Raw genomic sequence first — 23770 nt, forward strand, 5'->3', positions numbered from 1 at the left:
GTAATGAAGAGCGTATGGAGTGGGTTGCTGGTGGGGATCGGCGCGCTGCCCGCGGTGGCGGCAACGTGCGAGGAGTCTTCCCTGCTGGGGGATGTTCAGGGAAAGTTTGATGCCAGCGGCGAAGTCTGCTTTTTGCTGCCCGAACTGGGTGAAAATTACGTTTCCGCCACGCTGAACGGCGTGACGGATGCGCGCCTGCTGGACGGACAAAACCGCCGCATTCGCACGCTGGTCGAAGGCGGGCCTGCCGACGGCGAACACACGCTGCTGTTTGCCCTGCCGGTGAAACAGCGCACCTCGCTGGTGCTGCACGGCGAAGCGGGAAAGCCGTGGCGTTTTCAGTGGCGGATGAAAGAGACTTCCGCCTTGCCGCGCGTACAGAGGCTGGCGCCTGAAAGCCCGACGCTGAAGGCGCTGGCAAACGCTATTTCTGCCGGTGGCAGTACCGAGGCGTTCTGGCAGGCGCAGCGTCGGCAGGGCACGCCGATGGTGGAGCCGGTTGACGCGAGCCATAAGCGCGTGACCTTTCTGTGGCGCGGCGCGCGCGATAACGTGTTCATTCTCGGCTCTCCGGCGGGGGATCACGATCCGCTGTTCCGCCTGGGCAACAGCGACGTCTGGTTTCGCAGCTACGTGGTGCCCGCTGACACGGTGATGCAGTACAAGCTCGCCCCCGATGTACCGATCGTGGAAGGTTCTGCCCTCGACAGGCGCCGCGCGATCCTGGTGAGCGCGCAGGCCGATCCGCTTAACCCGAACACCTTTGGTGAACAGAAGGCGGATCGCTGGAATCGCTTTTCCCTGCTCGATCTCAGCCCGGCGCGCTATTGCTCCGTTCAGGCTACGGCACAGCCGCTGGTGCACGGAACGTTGAGCCGCCAGATGCTGAACAGCACTATCCTCGGCAATTCCCGTGAAGTGATGATCTACAAACCGCGCGGCGCGCAGCCCGCGCGCTGGACGCTCATCCTCTTCGACGGACAGATTTATCAGGACGAGTACCGTTTTGCCAACGTGCTGGATGGCCTGATTGCCCGGCACCATCTGCCCCCCATTAACGTGGTGTTTATCGACAGCCTCGATCATGCCCGACGCGGCAACGAACTGCCGCCGAACCCGGATTTCGCCGATTTCATGGCGCACGAGCTGCTGCCGTGGCTTCGCGGACAGGGCATCGCGATGCAGCGGCAAAAAACGGTGCTGGCGGGGTCAAGCTACGGGGGAATCGCCTCTTCCTGGGTGGCGCTACGCTACCCGCGGCTGTTTGGCAACGTGCTGAGTCTTTCCGGTTCCTACTGGTGGGCGCCAAAAGGTGAAGCCCCCGGCTGGCTGACGCGCCAGTACCAGCAGTCTCCGCCGTATCCGGTGCGTTTCTGGTTACAGGCCGGGAAGTTTGAAACCGCGGGGCCGGGCGGTGGCATCTATCGCACCACGAAGGATTTTGAACAGGTGCTGAGGGAAAAAGGCTATAGCGTCAGTTTCCATCCGTGGTCCAGCGGCCACGACTACGCGGCCTGGTGCGAAGCGCTGATCCACGGGATGCGCGATTTCACCGGCCTACGACGCCAGTGAAAACCAGCGGCGCCAGACGAAACGCAGAATGAAGAATTCGATGGCGCCGAGCAGTAAAAACCACAGGCAGAACAGAATGGTGTAAAGCTGATTCAGATCGACCATATGAAAGGTCTGAACCAGCTTTTGCGCCAGCGCCAGCCCAAGCGACGGCGCAGGTAACAGCAGGCAGGAGAGCAGGGCCATCAGTAAAATGCCCCCCGCGGTAATCAGCGATTCTAACGGGTGTTTCATCGTAATGTTAATCGTCAGTTAAAAATGTCATTGTCCGGCATCCTGAAACGTAAAGCAATATCATCCCGGCTGGCAAAATTAAGACACAGCCCACCGTTATTCATCGAATAAATAGCCAAAAAAGAATATAAACGCCGATACGATTAAATTAATATCGCGTAATGTAAATAAACGTCTTCTTTACGAAAATAATTTTACAAAGCTATAGGTGCTATATCCAATTAACGTCGCAATAACAATGGCTGCGACAATGTATAACGCCAGGCGCCGTCCGCGATAAATACCAAACATGGTTCCTCCTCGTTTAGTGTTGGTTTAGAAATATTTTGTAAAAATCAGCGCATCGAAATAATTTAAATCAGTTTTGAATAACCTTGTCGTCATTATATTGCGGTAGATCAATTTAACCCGCAAGTCTTAAAAATGAATTAATTAAAGCCAGAAAGGAATTCCGGCTTCCGACCACCGGATATTGAAGGAAAAATACCATGACCAAAAAAAATTTCTCACAGAATATGCCACCCGCAGGCGGACAGGCGTACCAGCAGAACATAGAGCAGGTGCTTGCCCAGACCCAAAGCCAGGCCAGCGGCCTTGACCGCGCCGAGGCGCAGGCGCGTCTGCAAAAGCATGGCCCAAACGCGCTGCCGGAGAAAAAAGGCAAGCCGGGCTGGCTGCGTTTTCTCGCGCACTTTAACGACGTGCTGATTTACGTCCTGCTGGCGGCTGCCGTATTAACGGCGGTAATGGGCCACTGGGTTGATACGCTGGTTATTCTGGGCGTGGCGGTCATCAATGCGCTAATTGGCCACATTCAGGAAAGCAACGCGGAAAAATCGCTGAAAAGTATTCGCAATATGCTTTCCAGCGAGGCGCGCGTTATTCGTAACGGCAACCATGAAACTATCCCGACGACGGAAATCGTCCCGGGCGATATTATTGTATTGCGCGCAGGGGATCGTATTCCGGCGGATATGCGTTTAATCGAAGCGCATAATTTACGCGTGGAAGAGGCGATCCTGACCGGCGAATCCACGGTGGTGGATAAACACACGAACCCGCTTAACGGCGAATTACCGCTGGGCGACCGCACCAATATGGTCTTTTCCGGTACGACGGTAAGCGCGGGCGGCGGCGTGGGCGTGGTCATTGCCACCGGCCAGGAGACCGAGCTCGGCCACATCAACCAGATGATGGCGGGCATTGAAAAACACCGCACCCCGCTGCTGGTGCAGATGGACAAGCTGGGCAAAGCCATCTTCGCCATTATTCTGGCAATGATGGCTGCGCTGTTCGTCTTCAGCCTGGTGTTCCGCGAGATCCCGATGGGCGAGCTGCTGCTCTCCCTCATTAGCCTGGCGGTCGCCTCCGTACCTGAAGGCCTGCCGGCGATTATCTCCATCATCCTCTCCCTGGGCGTGCAGGCGATGGCGCGCAAGCGGGCGATTATCCGCAAGCTGCCGACGGTTGAAACCCTGGGCGCGATGACCGTGGTCTGCTCGGACAAAACCGGCACCCTGACCATGAACGAGATGACGGTCAAAGCCATCATCACTGCCGATACCTGCTACCGCGTGGACGGCAACAGCTACGAGCCGGTGGGCAATATCTACCTGGAAGGCAGCGATGAGCCGGTACAGATCCAGCCGGGCACCGTGCTCGAGCAGTACCTGCGCACCGTTGACCTGTGCAACGACAGCCAGCTGATTCAGGACGAGCGCGGCCTGTGGGGCATTACCGGTGGGCCGACCGAGGGCGCGCTGAAGGTGCTGGCGGCGAAAGCCCACCTCGCACCGGTGATGACCACCCTTATCAACAAGATCCCGTTCGACTCGCAGTACAAGTATATGAGCACCCACTACCAGATTGGCGGTGAGGAGCAGATTTTGATTACCGGCGCGCCGGACGTCATTTTCGCCCTGTGCGACCAGCAGCAGACGCGTAACGGCGCGGAAGCCTTCAACCGCGCGTACTGGGAAACGGAGATGGAGCGCTATGCGCGTCAGGGGCTGCGCATGGTTGCCGCGGCGTTCAAGCCGGCGAACGGCGAGCAGGCGTTAACGCACGACGACCTGAGCCACGGCCTGATTTTCCTCGGCATTGCCGGAATGATGGATCCGCCGCGCCCGGAAGCGATTGATGCAATTAACGCCTGTCAGCAGGCGGGGATCCGCGTCAAGATGATCACCGGCGATCACCCGCAGACGGCGATGAGCATCGGCCAGATGCTGGGGATCACCAACAGTGAGCAGGCGGTCACCGGCTATCAGCTGGAGAAAATGGACGATGCCGAGCTGGCGGAAGCGGCGGTGAAATACGACATCTTTGCCCGTACCAGCCCGGAGCATAAGCTGCGCCTGGTGAAAGCGTTGCAGGATAAAGGCGAAATCGTCGGCATGACCGGCGACGGCGTAAACGATGCCCCGGCGCTGCGCCAGGCGGACGTCGGCATCGCGATGGGCATCAAAGGCACGGAAGTCACCAAAGAGGCGGCAGACATGGTCCTGACGGACGATAACTTCGCCACCATCGCCAGCGCGGTGAAAGAGGGGCGTCGCGTTTACGACAACCTGAAGAAAACCATCCTGTTCATTATGCCGACCAACCTGGCGCAGGGGCTGCTGATTGTGATTGCGCTGCTGGCGGGGAATATCATTCCGCTGACGCCGGTGCTGATTCTGTGGATGAACATGGCGACCTCCGCCACGCTCTCCTTCGGCCTGGCCTTTGAGGCCGCCGAGCGCAACATTATGCGCCGCCCGCCGCGCCAGACCGGGCAGCACGTGATGGACGCCTACGCCGTGTGGCGCGTGGCTTTTGTCGGCACCATGATTGCCATCGCCGCCTTTGCGCTTGAAGCCTGGCTGGCCCCGCGCGGCCATAGCGCGGAGTTCATCCGCACCGTGCTGCTTCAGATGCTGGTCTGCGCCCAGTGGGTCTACATGATTAACTGCCGCAACACTGACGGGTTCTCCCTGAACCGCGGCCTGCTGGCGAACAAAGGGATCTGGCTGGTGACGGGCGTACTGTTCCTGCTCCAGGCGGCGATTATCTACCTGCCGTTTATGCAGATGCTGTTCGGCACCGAAGCGCTGCCGCTGCGCTACTGGTTCGTGACGCTGGCGGTGGCTGGGGTGATGTTCTTCGTCGTCGAAATCGAGAAGCGACTGACCCGCAGGTTCCGTAAGGCTGCATAACAAAGATCCCCCTCACCCTAACCCTCTCCCCACAGGGGAGAGGGAACTTGAACACCCTCGCCCCTTTGGGGAGAGGGCCGGGGTGAGGGGTACAAATTAGAGGTACTCCCATGAAATTCCCGCTCCTGTTCGCACTCCTCGCCTGCACGCTGCCACCCGCATTCGCCGCGGCTATTCCCGTTCGCGTCGCCACCGTGGAGCAGACCGCCCATGCCGCCGAGCGCCAGATCCCGGGCCGCATCGAAGCCATTCACACCGTTGAGCTGCGCGCGCGTACGGAAGGCGTGATAACGAAAATCCACTTCCGCGACGGGCAGTACGTGAAAAAAGGCGACGTGCTGTTTGAGCTGGACGACGCCGAGCCGCGTGCCGTCCTGCGTCTGGCGCAGGCCGAAGTGAGAAGCGCCGAAGCCACGCTGCGTCAGGCGCAGCAGCAGCTTTCCCGCTTCGAAAGTCTGGGCAGCAGCAACGCTATCAGTCGTCACGACGTGGACAACGCCCGCATGCAGCGCGACGTGGCGAGCGCCGCGCTGGAGCAGGCGAAAGCCCGGCTCGATACCCGCAGCGTCACCCTGGACTACACCCGCATCACCTCGCCGATTGACGGTCGCGTGGGGCACAGCCAGTTCCACGTGGGCAGCCTGGTGAATCCTGCCAGCGGCGTGCTGGTGGAGGTGGTGCAGCTCGATCCCATCCGCATCGCCTTTGCGCTGGAAGAGGGCGCATTTGCCACCAAAGCCGGACAGCACGCGGATATCAGCGCCATGAAGCAGGCCTGGCAGGCGCTGATCGACAGCAACGGCCAGCGCGTCGGCGGGCAACTGACGTCCGTGGACAACCGCATCGATCCGCGCACCGCCAGCGTAATGCTGCGCGCCGAGTTTGCGAACCCGCGCCACCAGCTGCTGCCCGGCGGCAACGTGAATGTCTATCTGCGTCCGGCGAGCGAGCAGCCGGTGCTGACGCTGCCTGCCGCCGCGGTCCAGCAGAACGGCGACGGGTTCTTCGCCTGGGTGGTTAACGCCGACGGCAAAGCCGAAAGGCGCCCGCTGAAAATTGCCGGGCAAATCGGCCAGCAGTTTCAGATTGCCTCCGGCGTGAATCCCGGTGAGCGAGCGATTACCGACGGCGCGCAGCGCGTGCACCCCGGCGCTGCCGTCCAGATACTCAATTAAGGAGCCATCATGCTGACGTTTTTCATCAAACGCCCGCGCTTCGCGATGGTGATTGCGCTGGTCATCACCTTGCTGGGGGCCATCGCGCTGAGGATCATTCCGGTAGAGCAGTACCCGCAGATCACCCCGCCGGTGGTGAATGTCTCTGCCAGCTGGCCGGGCGCCAGCTCGGCTGACGTGGCGGAGGCCATCGCCACGCCGCTGGAGACGCAGCTTAACGGGGTGGATCACATGCTCTATATGGAGTCCACCAGTTCGGATGAAGGCACCTACAGCCTGAACATCACCTTTGCGGCGGGTACCGATCCGGACCTCGCCGCCATTGACGTGCAGAACCGTGTGGCGCAGGCCGTGGCGCAGCTGCCGACCGAGGCACAGCAAAACGGCGTGCAGGTGCGCAAGCGCGCCACCAACCTGATGATGGGGGTAAGCCTTTACTCACCGAACAACACCCACACGCCGCTGTTTGTCAGCAACTACGCCAGCACGCAGGTGCGCGAGGCGCTGTCGCGTCTGCCGGGCGTGGGACAGGTGCAGATGTTTGGCGCGCGGGACTACAGCATGCGCATCTGGCTGCGTCCGGACCGCATGAACGCCCTGAACGTCACGACCGACGACGTGGCGCAGGCGCTGCGCGAGCAGAACGTGCAGGGGGCGGCGGGCCAGATCGGTACGCCACCGGTATTCAACGGCCAGCAGCAGACGCTGACCATCAACGGGCTGGGGCGCTTAAGCCAGGCCGAAGACTTTGCCGACATCATTATTCGCGCCGGGGAGATGGGCCAGCTGGTGCGCCTGAAGGACGTGGCCACCATTGAGCTCGGCTCGCGCAGCTACAGCTCGGGCGCCCAGCTGAACGGGCATGACTCTGCTTACCTTGGCATCTACCCGACGCCGTCCGCTAACGCCCTGCGCGTGGCCGACGCGGTGCGCGCGGAGCTGGAGCGTCTCTCGACGCGCTTCCCGGACGACCTGGTCTATGAAGTGAAATTCGACACCACCACCTTCGTTGCCGCCACCATTAAAGAGATTGGCGTCTCGCTGGCGCTGACCATGCTGGCGGTTGTAGTAGTCGTTTCCCTGTTCCTGCAAAGCTGGCGCGCGACGCTGATTGTCGCCCTCGCCATTCCGGTGTCGCTGGTGGGCACCTTTGCGGTGCTCTACGCGCTCGGCTACTCCGCCAACACGCTGAGCCTGTTCGCCATTATTCTGGCGCTGACCATGGTGGTGGATGATGCCATCGTGGTGGTTGAGAGCGTCGAAACCCTGATGGCGGAAGGGCAGAGCCGCACGGCGGCGACCGCGCTGGCGCTGCGCCAGATTGCCGGGCCGGTGATTGCCACCACGCTGGTGCTGCTGGCGGTGTTTGTGCCGGTGGCGCTCTTGCCGGGGATCGTCGGCGAGCTGTACCGCCAGTTCGCGGTGACGCTCTCCACCGCCGTCACGCTCTCAAGCCTGGTGGCGCTGACCCTGACGCCCGCGCTTTGTGCCATGCTGCTGCGCCCGCGTCCGGCGAAGCCTGCCGCCATTTTCCGTGGGTTCAACCGTGGGCTGGACGCCACGCGCACGCTTTACACCCGGATCGTGAGCGTATTCAACCGGCGTCCGTGGCTGGCGCTGCTGGCCACCGCAGGCGCGGCAGCGGTGGTGGCGTTCAGCTTTATGTCGATGCCAAAGGGCTTCCTGCCGCAGGAAGATCAGGGTTACTTCTTCGCCAGCGTCCAGCTGCCGGAGGCGGCCTCGCTGGAGCGCACCGAAGCGGTGATGACCTCCGCGCGCGAGCTGATCGCTAAAAATCCGGCGGTGGAAGACGTGATTCAGGTCTCCGGGTTTAACATCCTCAACGGCACCAGCGCGTCGAACGGCGGGTTTATCTCCATCATGCTGAAGGACTGGAGCGAGCGCCCGCCGCTGGATGAGGTGATGGGCACCCTTCAGCGCCAGCTGCTGGCCCTGCCGGAAGCGACCATCATGACCTTCGCGCCGCCGACGCTGCCGGGGCTGGGCAATGCCTCTGGCTTCGACCTGCGCATTCAGGCGCAGGCGGGGCAGAGCCCGGCGGAGCTGGAGCGCGTTACGCGTGAGGTACTGGCAAAAGCCAACCAGCATCCGCAGCTGAGCCGCGTGTTCACCACCTGGAGCAGCAACGTGCCGCAGCTGACGCTGACCGTTGACCGCGAGCGCGCGGCCCGGCTCGACGTGCCGGTGTCGCGCATCTTCAGCAGCCTGCAAACCGCCTTCGGCGGCACTCGTGCCGGGGATTTCAGCGTCAACAACCGCGTTTACCACGTGGTGATGCAGAACGAGATGCAGTGGCGCGAGCGCGCGGAGCAAATCAGCGAGCTGTTCGTGCGCAGCAACAGCGGCGAACGGGTGCGACTGAGCATCCTCGTCACCATTACGCCGACCGTCGGCGCGCCATTTGTTCAGCAGTACAACCAGTTCCCGTCGGTATCGGTAAGCGGTTCGGCAGCGGAAGGGGTAAGCAGCAGCACCGCGATGGCGGCGATGGGCGAAATTCTGGCGCAGAGCCTGCCTGCGGGGTACGACTACGCCTGGAGCGGCATGTCGTATCAGGAGCAGCAGACCGGCAACCAGGCGGTATGGATTGTGCTGGCGGCGGTGGTGATGGCGTGGCTGTTCCTCGTCGCCCAGTACGAGAGCTGGACGCTCCCGGCGAGCGTGATGCTCTCGGTGCTGTTCGCCATCGGCGGGGCGCTGGTCTGGCTATGGCTGGCGGGCTACGCCAACGACGTCTACGTGCAGATCGGTCTGGTCTTGCTGATCGCGTTAGCGGCGAAAAACGCGATTCTTATCGTGGAGTTCGCCCGCGCGCGGCGGATGGACGGGATGGCGATTGTCGATGCCGCGCGGGAAGGGGCATCGCGCCGCTTCCGCGCAGTGATGATGACCGCCGTGTCGTTCATCATCGGCGTCCTGCCGATGATGCTGGCGACCGGGGCGGGTGCCCAGAGCCGCCGCATCATTGGCACCACGGTGTTCAGCGGCATGCTGGTGGCAACCGTGGTAGGGATTGTGTTTATCCCCGCGCTGTTCGTGCTGTTCCAGCGCCTGCGCGAGTGGGGCCACGGCCTTACGGACTCGTCGCCCACAGCTCGCAGTGTTTCTGAACCAGAGAAATAAGCGAGCCGCCGTCGGCGATGAAGTCCCGCATGCGCTGCGCCTCGCTCTTGCCCTGCTTTAACAGCAGGGCAATTTCCTTGATGGCGCTCGTTGCGCCGAGCTTCTCGGCCGACGGCGCAACCTGCTCCAGCAGCCAGGCGATATCGTCCGCCACGGTTTTGTGCTCGCCGGTATGCACGTCCGTCAGAACCCCCTCCAGCCCGTAGCGACACGCCTGAAAACGGTTAAAGCGGTACAGCAGAAAATCCCGCTCCTGATGCTTATAGGGCCGCGTGGTCAGCAGCCAGTGAGACGTCGCCTGGATCAGCCCGGCGATATTAATCGCGTGGCCGAGCGTCAGCGGGGTATCCATCACCCGTACCTCCACGGTGCCGAAGTGCGGGCTGGGGCGGATGTCCCAGTGCAGATCCTTAATGCTGTCGATCATGCTGGTAGCGCTCAGGCGTCGGAACAGCCCCTCGAACTCCTGCCAGCTGTTGACCCACGGCATCTGGCCGTTATCCGGAAAGCCGGAGAAGATGTTGAGACGCGACGAGGAAAACCTAGTGTCCGTGCCCTGCATATAGGGAGAGGACGCGGCGAGGGCGATAAAGTGCGGCACGAAGCGCGACAGGCCGTGCAGCAGGTAAATGGCGTCGTCCCCGTTTCGGCATCCCACGTGCACGTGCTGGCCAAACACCGTCGCCTGTAAAATCAGATAGCCAAAGCGCTCCAGCGTGACGTTATAGCGTTCATCGGCGCACACTTCCTGCCGCTGCCACTTCTGGAACGGATGGGTCCCGCCGCCGCAGATCTGAATATGCTGCTCCGCCGCCGCGCGCAGGATGCTCTGCTGCATTACCGAGAACTGCGCTGCCGCCTGGTCGATGGTCTGGCACACGCCAGTGGCGATTTCGAGCATGCTTTCGGTGATGTCGTGTTTGACTTCACCGCCTTTGATGTCGTCTTTGACGGCAGCGATAAGCGCGGAAGAGTCCTGACTCAGGTCGTAGCCCGGCGGGTTCACCACCTGGAGTTCAAGCTCGATGCCGAGGGTGTAGGGTTCAGAGGATTTGAAATCAGGTAAAGGCATGGCGCACTCCGTTGTCTGTTGTGTGTTGAGTATAGACAATGGGTGTGGCGCGCTCGTCTCGTGGTGGTATAACGGATAGCAGGCTTTGCAACAGGGGAGTGACTTATGTCTGACTATCCATCGATTACAGAAGGATTTCCTGAATGACCAGGTAAGTTATTTCGGCGTACCGTATTGCGGGAGGGGGGTTGCAAGATTGATTTAATGCACAAAAAAACAGTGTGATGGAGGCTGCAATGAAGCAGCCTTTTTAATAAATCAGATTAACAATACGCGAGAGTTATTTTTTTAGATTCTCTGGAAAATTATCGGGTAACTGGTCAGGCGGGCAATTAATAACAGATTCATTATTTACACCGCTGTCATTGACATATGTAATGGTTGCAAACTCGTCAATGACTTCAGTCGGATAGGCAGGACCCGCGCTGCGATACTCTTCCATTTTGTCGAGATGATCGTTCTGGAAACAAACCGTTTTCTCTGGATTGTTCATAACCCAGCGAGGGAAGAATATGGTTCCATGGAAAAGCTTGTCTCCGAGATTGGCAATCAGACTGACATCAGTACCCGTTGGCTCGGTCCAGGATACCTTATAGATCTCCTTACCGACACGAACGATGTAGACATGCTGGTCTTTGACCCAGCGGCCACCGACCATACCGCTGTGAATTCGGTAATCGATCGTGTTTTCATTTTTAATGTAAAGCTCGTAGTTCCAGCCGTTGTCATAAGTATAGACAAGGTGTTTACCAGTGAAACCTGAGAGATCATCTTTATTAAAGTCTGTCATGTCACATCTCCTGAGTACTTAGATATTGCCCCGCAACGTGAAATAAAAGTATAGATGCTTTCATTGGACACAGCGTTTAGGTATGTAAGAGCATGTAAACCGTAGAGTGAAAATATGATCTCAAACTTACGCAGCTTAGGTTGGGCTCCGCGAAATTTGACTGGCATTTTTTAGGACAGGGGGCATCAATTGCGGAAATAAGGTATATCGACAGGGTAAGTATTTGTGAGCGTTATCAGGCGGCAGCGTACCAGTTTTTCACTGTCTGCATACCAGAAAGAAAATTGCCCGGTGGTCTGGTTAAAAATCATCTGGTCAAGATTAGCAAAGGGGAAGATAAGAAGCGAACCCTTGCGAAAGTGTCCCGCTCCTGTTTCAAACTGATTTCCCCCCCATGATTCCTGTGAGTGTTCGTAGCGGTGAAGGATGACCTCGATCTGACCGCGCATTGGGCAAAACAACCTGATAGCTGAATTTTCGAGGGATAAAGCATACGACGAAATTGAATAAAAAAAAGTTAATACAAATATTTTGACGTGTTTGATCATTGAAAATCCTTTGACAATCTCTCCGCTCTTTAGGGCGGGAATTTCTACGGCCGGACGGCAATGAGCCGCCGCAATAATAATACAGGGAATCTCCCTGTATTATTATTTTACTCAGCGCGTTATCGGCATTACCCATACTCACTACGAATCTGCATCCGTGTGGATGGGTATGTCACGTGTTCACGGTTAATTTACCGCTGCACAGTTAATGCTCTGGCTGTAACTTAACCAGTCAATAACGCACTGGTTGCTCCCTTTATTTAGATAGTTGAACTTAACACTGAATTTATTGGTTGCCAGTATTGATTCAACGGTAGGGACCCAGGTGCCATATTCTCCCGCGACGGCATACTGGGTTCCATTCTTCCAGGGCTGACTGAACCAGTTATCGGTCACGGTAATAGGCCCTCTTGAAGGCTGACCACGCACGCCAATTGAGGAGCGATTGCTGGTACCGTAGCGCCCATAATCAAACCAGTTTTGCGTGACTTCCATAAACGCACCGGCGCCTGCTGACTGATATCTGTGCATATCAAACTGATGATAAGCGCCGAGCTCGCCACCGTTAAGCACCAGGTTATGGTGCGCCGCGTAGCCTTCTCCAGCCATACCGCTTCCGGCAATTGAATGCCGGTTACTGTTGAACAGGTTACAGGCAACCTCTGCCGTGGCGTTACCGTTTTGCACAACCACGCCATACCCGAGCTCTTTTTTAATATTCTGATGGATATAGCTGTGATGAACCCGCACATTCGTTGATTTTTTCACGCTCACCGCAGCCCAGGGCCATCCCCATAGCTCCATATTGTCGACCTCAACATTATGGCTGCCTTCAACGGTCTGGATACCAATAGTGGTATTTTTCGTCAGGGTTCCTTTATAGGGGCCTTCATATCGGATACCCGAAATACGCGTATTGCTGTCCATCATGATAATCGGGAATTTATTTTCTTCTTCGCTCATGTAAGGAATACTCAGGCGCGCTCCTTCGCTGCCGTTTGCCCCACGATCGCTAAAAATAGTGGTTCCGCTTTTGATGAAGAGCGCGTTTTGCCGGACCGGTAATTCAATTTCAACATCGCCGGGAATATAGATATAGGGGGTGCCGGCATCGACCAGCGCCTTTAGTGTGGCATAGTCAGTAGCCTCCTGATAATTCACGCTGTCTTTATCTATCCGGCTCGCATAGCCTTCTCCGCCACCGACGACAGAGCACTGACCGTTTGCATCAAGTAGCTGGGTGGTGACGACGACGTTCAGCTCCAGCGGCGAGGATACCGTGCCTTTTCTGTCAACGGCGCGGATCGTAACGGGATAACGGTTTTCGCCGCCCACGATAAAGCCCGGCAAGGTCAGCATGAAGGTCCCTTCTTTCTCCGTAATGGTGCCGCCAGCGGATTTGAAGGCGGAAGCCTCAATCTGGTAATTTGCGACGCCGTACAGGCTCTGAACCTCGGGCGTCACCTCGGTTGTGCTGCCCTCAAAGCCCGTGACAGCCGTCTCCGCGGTGATGGTGAAGGGCGCCTGGCTGACGACAACCTCTATTTTCGTCGGCTCGCTGATATTGCCGTGCGGATCCTTTCCGGTAACCGTGATGCTGTAGTGGTTGCTTCCCGTTGCCTGCCATGCGGGCATGACAAAATGATAGTCAGGCAGTGTGCCGGTAATCTTACCGCCTGCGGCAAGGAAATCCTCCGCGCTGAACTGGACATCACTTACGGTGGTTCCTTCTGACACCACGTTTATGGTGGTATCCACCGTTTCCTGCTCGGTTCCGGTCAGCGTGTCGGGCGCCGAAACGGCAATGCTGACAGGCTGCACCTCTAACGTCAGGGTGACCGGTGTCGACGAGCGGCCAGACTTATCCCACGCGACAGCGCGCACGGAATAGCGGTTGGTTCCCTCTTTTTTCCATAAAGGCAGCGTGAACCGCCAGGCATTTGTGCCGTCCTGCGTAATTTTTCCGCCGGCGCTGAAAAATGCCTCACCCTGCCACTCGATGCGATCAATATTGGACTGGGCGCTGGCCTGCGGCTTAACGATGAGCTCCTCACCAGAATTACCCGTCAGATTTTCATCGAGAACAAGGTTAATGGCCGCTGAAGCCACAGAAACCGTGGCGGTAACCGGCGCGGAACGGTGGTTTTGGTCGTCACCTGCGGTAAGGGTAATTGCATACTGGTTGGAGCCCGAGTCCGACCATGCAGGCAGATCCAGCCAGACTTTATCTTTTTCGACGGTGACTTTACCCCCATGGGCAACAAACTCGGGCGCCTCCCAGTCGAGCCGGGTGACGGCGGTTTTTGCATCAATCGTCAGCGGCAGCGCAATACGCTCTCCCTCATTACCCTTCACCTCTGGCGGAACGGTGAGCACAATCGCGCCAGGCTCAACCACAATTGTCAGGGTGACCGGTGTCGATGAGTGGCCAGACTTATCCCACGCGACAGCGCGCACGGAATAGCGGTTGGCCCCCTCTTTTTTCCATAAGGGCAGGGTGAACCGCCAGGCATTTGTGCCGTCCTGCGTAATTTTTCCGCCAGCGCTGAAAAATGCCTCACCCTGCCACTCGATGCGATCGATGCCGGACTGGGCGCTGGCCTGTGGCGTAACGATGAGCTCCTCACCAGAATTACCCGTCAGATTTTCATCGAGAACAAGGTTAATGGCCGCTGAAGCCACAGAAACCGTGGCGGTAACCGGCGCGGAACGGTGGTTTTGGTCGTCACCTGCGGTAAGGGTAATTGCATACTGGTTGGAGCCCGAGTCCGACCATGCAGGCAGATCCAGCCAGACTTTATCTTTTTCGACGGTGACTTTACCCCCATGGGCAACAAACTCGGGCGCCTCCCAGTCGAGCCGGGTGACGGCGGTTTTTGCATCAATCGTCAGCGGCAGTGCAATACGCTCCCCCTCGTTACCTTCCACCTCTGGCGGAACGGTGAGCACAATAGAGCGCGGTTCAACCACGATCCGGGCTGAAGCGGTGTTAGAAACGTTCCCCTCGCTGTCACTCACCGTTACTTCTATGGGATAACTGTTTTCACCGCTAGCCTTATAGGGTGGCAGAACGACGCTATAGTTCAGGCTCAGATTGTCCGCTTCTGGAGCACGGGTCTGGATAAACTTGCCTCCGGCGGCAAGAAATTCCGGTGCCTTCCAGTCAACTTTACCGATGGTGCCGGTACTGCGAACATTAAGGCCGAGGGCCAGCGTTTGTCCCTCTTCACCCTTGAGGTCGCCAGCCAGCGAGATTTTGACATCCAATGGCAAAACATCCACCTCAACGCGGAACGGTGCTGATAAGTTGCCTTTTTCATCAATGGCACGCCCCTCCAGCAGATAGTGATTACTGCCGGTTGTTTGCCATTCGGGCAGAACGATGACATAGGCGCCGTTTACATTGGTGATATCGCCACCTGCGGCGAAGAAATCCTGACCCTGCCAGCCAATTCCGGCCACGGCATAGCGCGAAGAGATGTCCAGGTTTAACGCGAGTTGGCTGCTTTCAACGCCTGAAACCTTGTGATGCGGAGCCACGGAAAACAGGCGATCCTTTTTGTATTCCAGAACAATAACGTTGTTTCTGTCCACCAGATCATAGCGAGAGCCCGCCAGCGTGCGGTTAAAGCGAACACGCTCCGGATCAAGCTGCGTTTTGAGCGGCAAACCAAACTGCCAGGAGAGGTTCAACCCTATGGAAAATTCGTCACCGCCGCCACGCGTGTTAACCGTTTTTTGCAGTGAAATTCCCGCCAGGGGGACAGGGGTGTAATTCAGACCTAAGGTCAGTACCTGAGGATTTTTCTGAAGATCATCCGGGCCAAAAATACCGACTTGATCGCCATAATACCGAGCCCAGGTAATTTTTCCGCCAAGCTGAGGCAAACCCGGTAGCCAGGCTTCTGTCCGGATATCAAAGCCATTAGCGACGCGTTCGTGGTAGTCTGTGAGATCCCGCGAGCGCTTCCAGTCGCTGAGCCGGTAATAGCCATTGGCAGAAACGCGAAAGAAATCGCGTGCATACTCAAGACCTGTGCCCAGGCGCTTATGCTGGCGACTGACGTCGTAATCATAAAACATATTGGCACCGAACATGGCGGAGTCAGAAGGCCAGAATCGATACCCCATGCCGAGATTCGCCATGGTTCTGTCGTCGATCCGCCTAATCCCCGTCTGGGAAAAAAACAGATGGCTGCGGTTTTCGTATAGGGGCAGTAAAAAATCAAATTCACTGCCGTCAAGGTGCGCGCTGCTTAAATTCAGCTTCACTCTTGCCGTGCCAAATGAAGAAAGACTTTGCTGAACGGCCGAGCTGAATAATCCTGAGGCCATGCTGCCGCCGACGGCGCTGATGCGATCGGCGGAAGCGTCCTGCCCCAGCACCTGAGCCAGCTTAGCGCCTGCGCCAGCTCTTGCCCGGAAGAGGGTTTCTTCACGGCTGATTTCTTCCTCATGCAGCGCGCGATAGACACTCTCCCTGACCGTCATGGCGCGATCGTTCGTATTCATCTCACTTCCCGCAGCCAGTCCTGGCTGCATGAAAAGCACAATATATATCCCGTGCTTTCGCTTAAAATGGGATAGGCAGCTGACCACCATATTGATAATTACTCCCTTGCTTATACAGGCGCACTTTTGACATTGATAATTTATATAAGCGTGCGCGCTAAATTATATTAAAAGTCTTACCCACGTATTTAGACTCAAATATCATCGATAGGTCATCGTGAAGGATGCCGTAGCGTTTATTGTTCCGGGTTGAATGTTTTTGTCCGTCTGATAGTAGGCAGCCTTAAATGGAATATTCACGATTTCCCCATTGGAAGTCGTGATAGCGTGATTGATCATGCTGCCAAATTTCACAGGTGAATCTTGATGCAAAATCTGAATGCCAACCCCGCTGGCAGTGGATGCGCTGCTAAGGCCTAATACTCCGTTGGTGGCGTCTGCAAGTACCGAGACATTATCCAGCGTTACGTTCACAGATGTTTGTGCATCACAATTAAGCGATACATTGAAATTTACTGGGTTTTGGGTACTGCCAATGCCATTAAATTTAGAGGCAACGGCAAATCCCATATCAATATTTAAATTGCTATCCTGTACCAGACACGAAACGGTATTGGTATTGACGCCTGATATAAGGTATTTAAACAGAGGCTGTCGCTGTACGTTTTTACTTACTGGCGTGCTGTACTGAATCGCAATGACGAGTGGGGAAATTATGCCCGTCCTGGGCGTTGACGCCGTTTTGACCAGCTCAAAGGTATCATTGAAGGTTGCCCCTTTTTGCGATATGCCTCGCTGCCAGGTACTCAGGTTCAGCGAACCGTTAGTAACGGTGCCCGTAGCCCCGGTGGTACTGGAATAGTTTTTCCAGCGTAATCCAATTCCTTCAACGTTTGTGGCCCGTACGCCCGCTATCACCGAAGCACCATTGTCAATATTTGTTGGCGCCAGCTGAATTGCCCAGGACCCTTCCGCTGTGGTTTGACCTTTCGCATCGCAGTTGATGGGATGGTTAACCGTTACCGAACCCAGCACACTTCCGACGGGTACATCCCGCTGAATAAGAATATTTTGATCGAAGTTAACGTTGACATCCGATGCTGTACATAAAGCGTAAGTATTGACCGACATAAAACTGCCTGCAATGAGGCTAATAATTTTAAAAAATGTGCGCACAGCGAATTCCTTAATTATGTCTGGCAATGTTGCGGAAAATGCTTTTCCACAACATCACTGAAGCGATATTCATCTATAAAACCGCGTATTAAAGTTGTTAGCTATCCTCGCAATAATTCATTCTCTGACTTTTTATCACTGACATAGCGCGGTTATACGTTGAATAGCCCCGGGGCGGTTTTCATGTTTTATCGTTGTCTGGCAATTTATCTGACCCCAGGTCGCTGAAATACGATCGCCGTTATTCAGACCGCTCAGGTAAACCTCACCATCATTACCAACGATGCTCATCACGTCACGGCCCTCCAGCTTGACCATTGATCCAAAGGGTACGGGCCCATTTTTGTAGCGCAGTTTAATTAACGCGCGGTAGCCCGTTCTGGCATTGAACGTTGCGCGCACAACCGCGCCGCGGGTCGGTACCACGTTAACCACAGATTCTGCGATATCGGTATCAGGTCCGAGCGAACGGGTATCAATAGCGATACGGTTCTCCTGATAAGCGCTGGTATAGGGAACAATCGCGTAGCCGCGCCAGTCGGTTTTCACCCCCGGATTATTGCGCACCTTCAGGCCTGATGCCCCCTCGGCCTTCACCAGCGCAACGGTGTCGCCGAGCGGTTGCGAGAACGTTACGCCGTCTTCATGAGCGACAATACCGCCCTGCACACCAACGTTAAGCTGGCTGTTATCCCGGCTGTAGTTATAACCTGCGCTGACGGTGCCGTAGCCGCCTTTATAGGTGCCGCTGACCGAACTTCTGGACTGGCTCCCCGATGAGGTATACCCCTGTTGAAGCGAATAACTGAAATTGTTATCAGCAAGCGCTGTACCGCTCAGCCCCACCTGATGCGTTTCGCCGCCCTTTTTTTGGGCATTCACGCTGTAGCTGGCCCAGCTTTTCGGCAACCATTTACTGAGCGGCACCTGCAAGCTGAAGGCGAGGATCTGTTCCTTTTGCGACACGCCAGGGGTTTCGCTGTAGGTGTAGCTCAGCGAATAGCCGATCTCGTTGATGCTGGTGTTAATGCCCGTACTGATGCTGCGTTCATACCCTTCCCGTCGCCAGTAGTCCTGCTGGTAGGCGCTAATATAAAAGCTTCCCCAGTTCATCAAGGACTGATTAAGATTAAGCTGTAGTCGGCTTCGTTTGTTGTAGCGCTGGCTGGCGTAGTCGTTTACCTCCTGAAAAGTATAAAACCCCTCGGTGGAATATCGGTAGCTGGCCAGCGTTACCGTGGTATCAGTGGTCGTCACCGTTTTCGAATACTGCACCCGATAGGATTGTCCACGGCTTCGCCTGACTTCGTCCTGCTTAAGCTTGCTATCGGCCAGGGTAACATCCGCAGAAAGCGACCCGATCTCACCAAAACTTAAGCCCGCACCCAGTACGCCGGCAAGATAGTTATCTGCGCCCAGCATGCCGCCATAAAGAGTAAGCGTGTTTGACACGCCCCAGGCCAGGGTACCCTGACCAAATGAGGGCTTCTGCGCATTATCTTTGGTGGTACGGTATTCACCGCCGCTCAGCGAGTATTTTAACCGCCCCTCACGCAGCATGACGGGTACTGCCGAAAAAGGCTGGATAAATCGCTGCTGGCTGCCGTCGGCTTCGGCAACCGTAACCTCAAGATCGCCGCTGGTTGAAGTAGGATAAAGATCGCGTATCTCGAAGCTGCCCGGCGCGACATAGGTTTGATAAATCGTGTAGCCGTTTTGCTTAACGGTGACCATCGCATTGCTGCGGGCAATGCCACGGATCGTTGGCGCAAAACCGCGCATGCTCTCGGGCAGCATGGTGTCGTCTGAATAAATCTGTATGCCCCGAAACATAATGCTGTCGAAAATATCTCCCGGCGTGCTTGTTTCGCCAAGCTGTAGCTGTCCTTTCAAAAATTGTATATCGCGGCTCAGCGTCGTACTGACGGACGAAAAATCATGCTCTTTATTACTTTTAGTGGCGGTACTGTAATTACGTAGCCGCCAGGGCCCCAGATTCAGACCGCTCTGTAGGTTCAGATAAAGCTGATCCTGCGTCTTTCCCTGATTTACCCAATTGCGCGAGCCATTGGCACTGTAGTTGAGTAGCAGCGCCGGGATCCCCTGATCCCAACGGGAAGGGTCAATCGTGCCGCGTGCACGAATGTTAAGCGCTGACTGAGGAATGGATATATCCAGCCTTTGCTTATCAAAATTCAGGCGAGCGCTGGCATCAGGTATAAATGCGCCAGGGTTGGTTATAATCGTTCCTTCCGGCAGTGCCGCCAGCTTCGGAAAAAGCTGGGTCCGTACACCAAGCATCTCAAGCATGCCGCGGTTTAGCTCAGGCGCCAGCCCCACACCATTCAGGGCTACAAAAGAAATATTCTCCGTCCGAACATATTCATTGTTAAGCCAGATTTCTACCCTGTAGGTACCGGGCAACTGCTCTCCATGTTCAAAACGGCTTAGATCAATGTTTTTTGCCGATGTGTGCGTCTTTTCCAGCGCGTCAGACATAAAATATAATTCACCTGCCTTTGCAGGAAACAGACCGGAAATTAACAGGGCAATAGCAGACAGCCGGATAACTTTAAAAGCTTTCATTTCCGGTTTAATTAATTTTCGGCAATTAAAGTCAGTCTTCACTTTGCTTTCCTGCTCGGATGACATGGCTGAATCTATTTCTTAATTACGGCAATCTCTGACGCGCTTCTTCAGTAACGCCGCCGAAATCATTTATCGCTTTCCAGGTAACATCCCGTCCCGCAGCGGTGATATGTGCCGTACCGAACGGTGCTACCATCGGCGGGTGTTCAATAGCCTGACTGCCCACTTTTAAAGAAAACAACGACACGTAATAGGGGGTTGGATTAGAGATAACAATCCGATCTCCGCTACGCTCATAGTGCAGGTTTTTCCAGGCGTCATTTACCTTGTCGGTTGCTAATTTTGCCGGCCGATAGAAAAGCTTCATGCGCGTCTTAACGGCAATAAGCAGTTGGTTGTGATCCGATTTTTCCATAGATGGAATCGACTTTACGTTAAGCCAAAAGAGGGATTCACGATCTTGCGGCAGCATCTGTTCCCCGGTGTAAATAATACGAAGGGTATTTTCATGCTCTCCGTCCAGACGAAACAGCGGTGGTGTGACAATAAAAGGTACTTTAGCAGGTGAATTTTCTTCCAGTTCAATCCATGACTGAATGAGATAAGGAATTGAGTTCTTACTATTAATCACCGATATTGACGCTTCGTTTTCTTCACCATTGTAAATCAGCCGTGTGCCGCCAACAGTAATGCCAGCATTGACTGAAAGGGTGAATAAGCAAGCAGTGAGTAAAAGAATAGCGTGAAGGAGACGGCTCATATTACAACTCCATGATCCCATCGGGAAACAGGCGGGCGTGCAGCGGGCACGCCCGAACGTCTTACTGGTAGGTGATAGTAAAATCTGATGAGGCATTAGCCGTACCGGCTGTAACCGTAGCTTCGGTTGCCTTGTATTTGGCAACAAATGCCATCTGATTACTGTTTGAAGCCGTGGTATCAAGCGTCAGGCTTTTAGACAGCGTGGCGAGAGGGATGGGCGTAACGCCATCTTTTTCATACAGCGCGACGCCTACTCCTTTGGCCGTCTGACCTGAGCTAAGCGCAAGTATGCTGGTATCATTAGCATCAGCTGTGCCATCAAATTTAACTGATGCGGTTTTAACCGCCGTCGGGCAATTATCAAGCACGATAGTAAAGCGAGTTGCTGCCGCTACATCGCCTTTTGCGCTGAATGAGCTCTTGGGAATTTGTCCGAGGTCAACAGTCTGGGTAGCAGTACCTGTGTTAACCGTGCACGCCGAATCCAGAATAGTTCCGGTAAAATTAATCTTCCCATCGGCAGCATGAGCCGCAAAGGAAATACCGGTGACGACAGCAGCTGCCAGCACATTACGAACAAGACGGGGCATTTTATTTTGCATAGCTATATATCCTTATGATTGAACAAATATCTGCTGCGGACGTTATCCATAGCAGGATTGGCGGTTTAATACCGCCTTATAAAAATATTCAAGAAGATCAAAAGGAATACTTCTGACCAAAAAACACATTAATAGATAAGGTTGCTACTTATAATTTACATAAAAGCCCTTCTGGAAACCCCTTCAGAAGACAGCATTAAAATAAGTTGCTTTAACTCCAGGCTGCTACCTAAAAAAAGACGGCTCTTTACATACTGTAATCTATTGGTGTCAGATCTGTTTTTACGCAAATAAATTTTATTTGTTGGGTCGTAAATGTTTACCAGAAAATCAAAATAATCTTCTGATAAAGTATCTTTCAATCTTTGATGCAATACATTAACTAAACTACAGGATGACTCTACCAGGGTGAATTTTGCTGCACGGCTGCAAATCTTCTTTAGTTCTTTGATTGTCGTTATTAGCCCAAATGCTTTAAGGAAGCTATTTGCGGCAATGTTTTCTGGTACAATAAAATGGGTCTGCCTGGATAATCCCCTCGCAGCCAGGCGCGAGTGGAGCCAGCGAATATTCTCTCCCGTTTCATGAACCGTATCGATGATAATATAGGGTTTATCAAAAACCGTCGCGCAAACTAAAAATGCCAGACGATTATTAAAGAAGAAAATCTGTCTATTTTCAGGAGATAGTGCTATTATCGCCTGACGCATTGCAAAATTTCTGGTAAAAACAAGTACAGCTGTCACTGCTTCTGTCCTTTCGAGCTAATCTCATTTTTAATAAATGATTGTTTTTTGACAACATATACACGTTCCAGAGCATCCTGTTCTATTTTATATGCTTTACCGTCCAGCCTTGAGAATGGATACCTTTCAAAGCCAACGCTGTTAAATGCAAGCTGAATCTTCTTTACCATCGACAGTAAATATGATTTTGAACAGCGTAATCCATTATCATAAAATACATGAATGATAATATCTTCATCATACACAACACCCGTGTCCATTTCAGACAGCAAATATTCGAAAAGTCTGGCTTTAGTGGCTCCAAATCTTTTGATACGCCCATTTTTGATGTTGATTAACGTTCTGGTAGAAAGCCTGTACTCCAGATTTTGAAAAATATTATATCCATATAGAATAACGTCTGAGAAAAAGGGCACGGCCACTCCTTAGAGGTCTATCCATCTCATATCCATGACACTTTTTTTCATATCTTTACAATGAATTGTTGTTCACCAGGTACGAGAAAAATAGTATTTCATTAAAAAAAAGGTGGCAATGAGACAGGTTTATCAAAATAAAATACCAAAATAATAATATTCAACACATTTATAACTTTTAATGTTAAATTCTGGGCGATAAAAATCTATATGATAATAAAATGTTGCTTTCATTCTCTGTTTTTTAACAATATTTAAACGTCAGAACATTTATCTAATTAAAGTTTCTTTATGGATTTATATAAAAAACAACCAAAAATTATCTTAATTTTCAATGACTTGTTATTATCAATTAAAGGCGTTAAGCCATATCCTAACCAGGTGGATTTAGGAATAGTCAAAACAGCGCGTTAAATCCGCTTAAAACTCTGGCAACATAAATGAATCTAAATTAACAAATGGTAACCCCGAACAATATATTGCAACATGGTTAGGAAAATAATCTATTCAAATCAGCAGGTTACCTGCATGTGAGCGAGGTCATTATTTCCCCATATCGGTAACCCTCTAAAAATCTCCTGGATCAACATCCAGGACTGAACATATATAAAGGAAAAATGTCCATACCTGTGCCACAGCTGTCTGGCGTAGGCAACTATATAGTCAACAGTGTAAACATTTCACGGACTGATATCATTACGCCAGGGTATTAATAATATTTTAATAATCATCTTTAATTGAATGATGATTGAATGCGCGCGCGTAGGGTGAATAAGTGATTAGTTAATCGCTTTGGATTACGTATGGGCTCCCGTTGTATACCCGCCCTTTGTAAAAGGTTATCCGTGCGCTGCTTTACACAAAACAGTTCATTGCATTCAACAAAGTTTCTTTTACTAACATCAAAATAATTGGGGGAGCTTAGTTCTGTATAGGTGAGAACAGGGTGGTTGCCCAATTTAACAAGGGTAACAGTGCATTTTTCGCCATTTCACCCGTCATTATGCGCTGCACGCTGCTGCTTCAGCTAAGCGGAATTCTCGCATGCTTTTCGCCATGTTGCTGACCTGAACCCAGACGGTCTTATGATTTTCTGAGCATAACCGCGCTTTAAAGCATAGGCCGGATCGTAATAACCTTGTCCGCCCTGGATTTTTGAAAAAGGTTTAACACGGTTTCCCTGTGGGGTGTTGTGACTGTAGTTGTTTTTTCAACAACCTTAATGATTTAAATAT

Annotated in this window: 15 protein-coding genes; 4 read left to right on the top strand and 11 right to left on the bottom strand. The window is 53.9% G+C overall.

Features of this window, described 5'->3' with window-relative positions; all coding sequences use genetic code 11:
* Nucleotides 1–3 precede the first annotated feature (3 nt).
* Nucleotides 4–1572, top strand: a complete 1569-nt coding sequence (locus tag DBR02_RS16340) for an alpha/beta hydrolase-fold protein (protein ID WP_107534855.1) — start codon at nucleotides 4–6, stop codon at nucleotides 1570–1572.
* Here the strand turns inward: DBR02_RS16340 and DBR02_RS16345 are convergent.
* Nucleotides 1558–1806 carry a DUF1158 domain-containing protein gene (locus tag DBR02_RS16345; protein ID WP_063451549.1) on the bottom strand — a complete coding sequence of 83 codons (249 nt, stop codon included), beginning with the start codon at nucleotides 1804–1806 and terminating at the stop codon, nucleotides 1558–1560. The genes DBR02_RS16340 and DBR02_RS16345 overlap by 15 nt on opposite strands.
* Nucleotides 1807–2294: 488 nt before the next feature.
* Here DBR02_RS16345 and DBR02_RS16350 point away from each other — a divergent pair, with 488 nt between their 5' ends.
* The 3 genes from DBR02_RS16350 (at nucleotide 2295) to DBR02_RS16360 (ending at nucleotide 9322) form a co-directional block, all read left to right on the top strand.
* Nucleotides 2295–5003: a cation-transporting P-type ATPase gene (locus DBR02_RS16350; protein ID WP_107534856.1), complete on the top strand. Its 2709-nt coding sequence runs from the start codon at nucleotides 2295–2297 to the stop codon at nucleotides 5001–5003.
* A 110-nt stretch (nucleotides 5004–5113) separates the two neighbouring features.
* A complete protein-coding gene (locus tag DBR02_RS16355; RefSeq protein ID WP_107534857.1) occupies nucleotides 5114–6178 on the top strand; it encodes an efflux RND transporter periplasmic adaptor subunit in 1065 nt (354 codons plus the stop codon).
* Nucleotides 6179–6187: 9 nt separating this feature from the next.
* Nucleotides 6188–9322, top strand: coding sequence for an efflux RND transporter permease subunit (locus DBR02_RS16360; RefSeq protein ID WP_107534858.1), 3135 nt, complete (start codon nucleotides 6188–6190; stop codon nucleotides 9320–9322).
* Here the strand turns inward: DBR02_RS16360 and DBR02_RS16365 are convergent.
* The 10 genes from DBR02_RS16365 to DBR02_RS16410 form a co-directional block, all read right to left on the bottom strand.
* Entirely contained in the window at nucleotides 9273–10394 is a 1122-nt protein-coding gene (locus DBR02_RS16365; protein ID WP_063868913.1) for a YbdK family carboxylate-amine ligase, read from the bottom strand. The genes DBR02_RS16360 and DBR02_RS16365 overlap by 50 nt on opposite strands.
* Before the next feature lie 280 nt (nucleotides 10395–10674).
* On the bottom strand, nucleotides 10675–11184 hold the full coding sequence (locus tag DBR02_RS16370) for a phenolic acid decarboxylase (protein WP_107534859.1): 510 nt from the start codon (nucleotides 11182–11184) through the stop codon (nucleotides 10675–10677).
* A 185-nt stretch (nucleotides 11185–11369) separates the two neighbouring features.
* Nucleotides 11370–11732 carry a hypothetical protein gene (locus DBR02_RS16375; RefSeq protein ID WP_107534860.1) on the bottom strand — a complete coding sequence of 121 codons (363 nt, stop codon included), beginning with the start codon at nucleotides 11730–11732 and terminating at the stop codon, nucleotides 11370–11372.
* Between the two features lie 186 nt (nucleotides 11733–11918).
* Nucleotides 11919–16244 carry an inverse autotransporter beta domain-containing protein gene (locus DBR02_RS16380; RefSeq protein ID WP_157959558.1) on the bottom strand — a complete coding sequence of 1442 codons (4326 nt, stop codon included), beginning with the start codon at nucleotides 16242–16244 and terminating at the stop codon, nucleotides 11919–11921.
* A gap of 201 nt (nucleotides 16245–16445) precedes the next feature.
* On the bottom strand, nucleotides 16446–17420 hold the full coding sequence (locus DBR02_RS16385) for a fimbrial protein (protein WP_254058669.1): 975 nt from the start codon (nucleotides 17418–17420) through the stop codon (nucleotides 16446–16448).
* 135 nt (nucleotides 17421–17555) lie between these two features.
* Nucleotides 17556–19919 (bottom strand): fimbria/pilus outer membrane usher protein, encoded by a 2364-nt coding sequence (locus tag DBR02_RS16390; protein WP_107535657.1) that lies wholly within the window; start codon nucleotides 19917–19919, stop codon nucleotides 17556–17558.
* A 172-nt stretch (nucleotides 19920–20091) separates the two neighbouring features.
* The gene (locus DBR02_RS16395; protein WP_107534862.1) at nucleotides 20092–20769 is read right to left on the bottom strand and encodes a fimbrial biogenesis chaperone; all 678 of its coding nucleotides are present in this window, start codon (nucleotides 20767–20769) and stop codon (nucleotides 20092–20094) included.
* Nucleotides 20770–20830: 61 nt separating this feature from the next.
* A complete protein-coding gene (locus tag DBR02_RS16400) occupies nucleotides 20831–21373 on the bottom strand; it encodes a fimbrial protein (RefSeq protein WP_107534863.1) in 543 nt (180 codons plus the stop codon).
* 155 nt (nucleotides 21374–21528) lie between these two features.
* Nucleotides 21529–22119: a hypothetical protein gene (locus DBR02_RS16405; RefSeq protein WP_254058670.1), complete on the bottom strand. Its 591-nt coding sequence runs from the start codon at nucleotides 22117–22119 to the stop codon at nucleotides 21529–21531.
* Nucleotides 22116–22535, bottom strand: a complete 420-nt coding sequence (locus DBR02_RS16410; RefSeq protein ID WP_107534865.1) for a hypothetical protein — start codon at nucleotides 22533–22535, stop codon at nucleotides 22116–22118. Before DBR02_RS16410 ends, DBR02_RS16405 begins: the two co-directional genes overlap by 4 nt.
* Nucleotides 22536–23770 lie beyond the last annotated feature (1235 nt).

Origin of the sequence: Enterobacter cloacae complex sp., from assembly GCF_900322725.1 — a bacterium.
In the GTDB taxonomy this organism is placed as follows: Bacteria; Pseudomonadota; Gammaproteobacteria; order Enterobacterales; family Enterobacteriaceae; genus Enterobacter; species Enterobacter quasihormaechei.

What these genes read in the sequence shown, in the direction of transcription:
- DBR02_RS16360 (WP_107534858.1), top strand. Translation starts at nt 6,188, where the DNA reads ATGCTGACGTTTTTCATCAAACGCCCGCGCTTCGCGATGGTGATTGCG.
- DBR02_RS16350 (WP_107534856.1), top strand. Translation starts at nt 2,295, where the DNA reads ATGACCAAAAAAAATTTCTCACAGAATATGCCACCCGCAGGCGGACAG.
- DBR02_RS16345 (WP_063451549.1), bottom strand. Translation starts at nt 1,806, where the DNA reads ATGAAACACCCGTTAGAATCGCTGATTACCGCGGGGGGCATTTTACTG.
- DBR02_RS16395 (WP_107534862.1), bottom strand. Translation starts at nt 20,769, where the DNA reads ATGAGCCGTCTCCTTCACGCTATTCTTTTACTCACTGCTTGCTTATTC.
- DBR02_RS16390 (WP_107535657.1), bottom strand. Translation starts at nt 19,919, where the DNA reads ATGTCTGACGCGCTGGAAAAGACGCACACATCGGCAAAAAACATTGAT.
- DBR02_RS16380 (WP_157959558.1), bottom strand. Translation starts at nt 16,244, where the DNA reads ATGAATACGAACGATCGCGCCATGACGGTCAGGGAGAGTGTCTATCGC.
- DBR02_RS16370 (WP_107534859.1), bottom strand. Translation starts at nt 11,184, where the DNA reads ATGACAGACTTTAATAAAGATGATCTCTCAGGTTTCACTGGTAAACAC.
- DBR02_RS16340 (WP_107534855.1), top strand. Translation starts at nt 4, where the DNA reads ATGAAGAGCGTATGGAGTGGGTTGCTGGTGGGGATCGGCGCGCTGCCC.
- DBR02_RS16365 (WP_063868913.1), bottom strand. Translation starts at nt 10,394, where the DNA reads ATGCCTTTACCTGATTTCAAATCCTCTGAACCCTACACCCTCGGCATC.
- DBR02_RS16400 (WP_107534863.1), bottom strand. Translation starts at nt 21,373, where the DNA reads ATGCAAAATAAAATGCCCCGTCTTGTTCGTAATGTGCTGGCAGCTGCT.
- DBR02_RS16375 (WP_107534860.1), bottom strand. Translation starts at nt 11,732, where the DNA reads ATGATCAAACACGTCAAAATATTTGTATTAACTTTTTTTTATTCAATT.
- DBR02_RS16355 (WP_107534857.1), top strand. Translation starts at nt 5,114, where the DNA reads ATGAAATTCCCGCTCCTGTTCGCACTCCTCGCCTGCACGCTGCCACCC.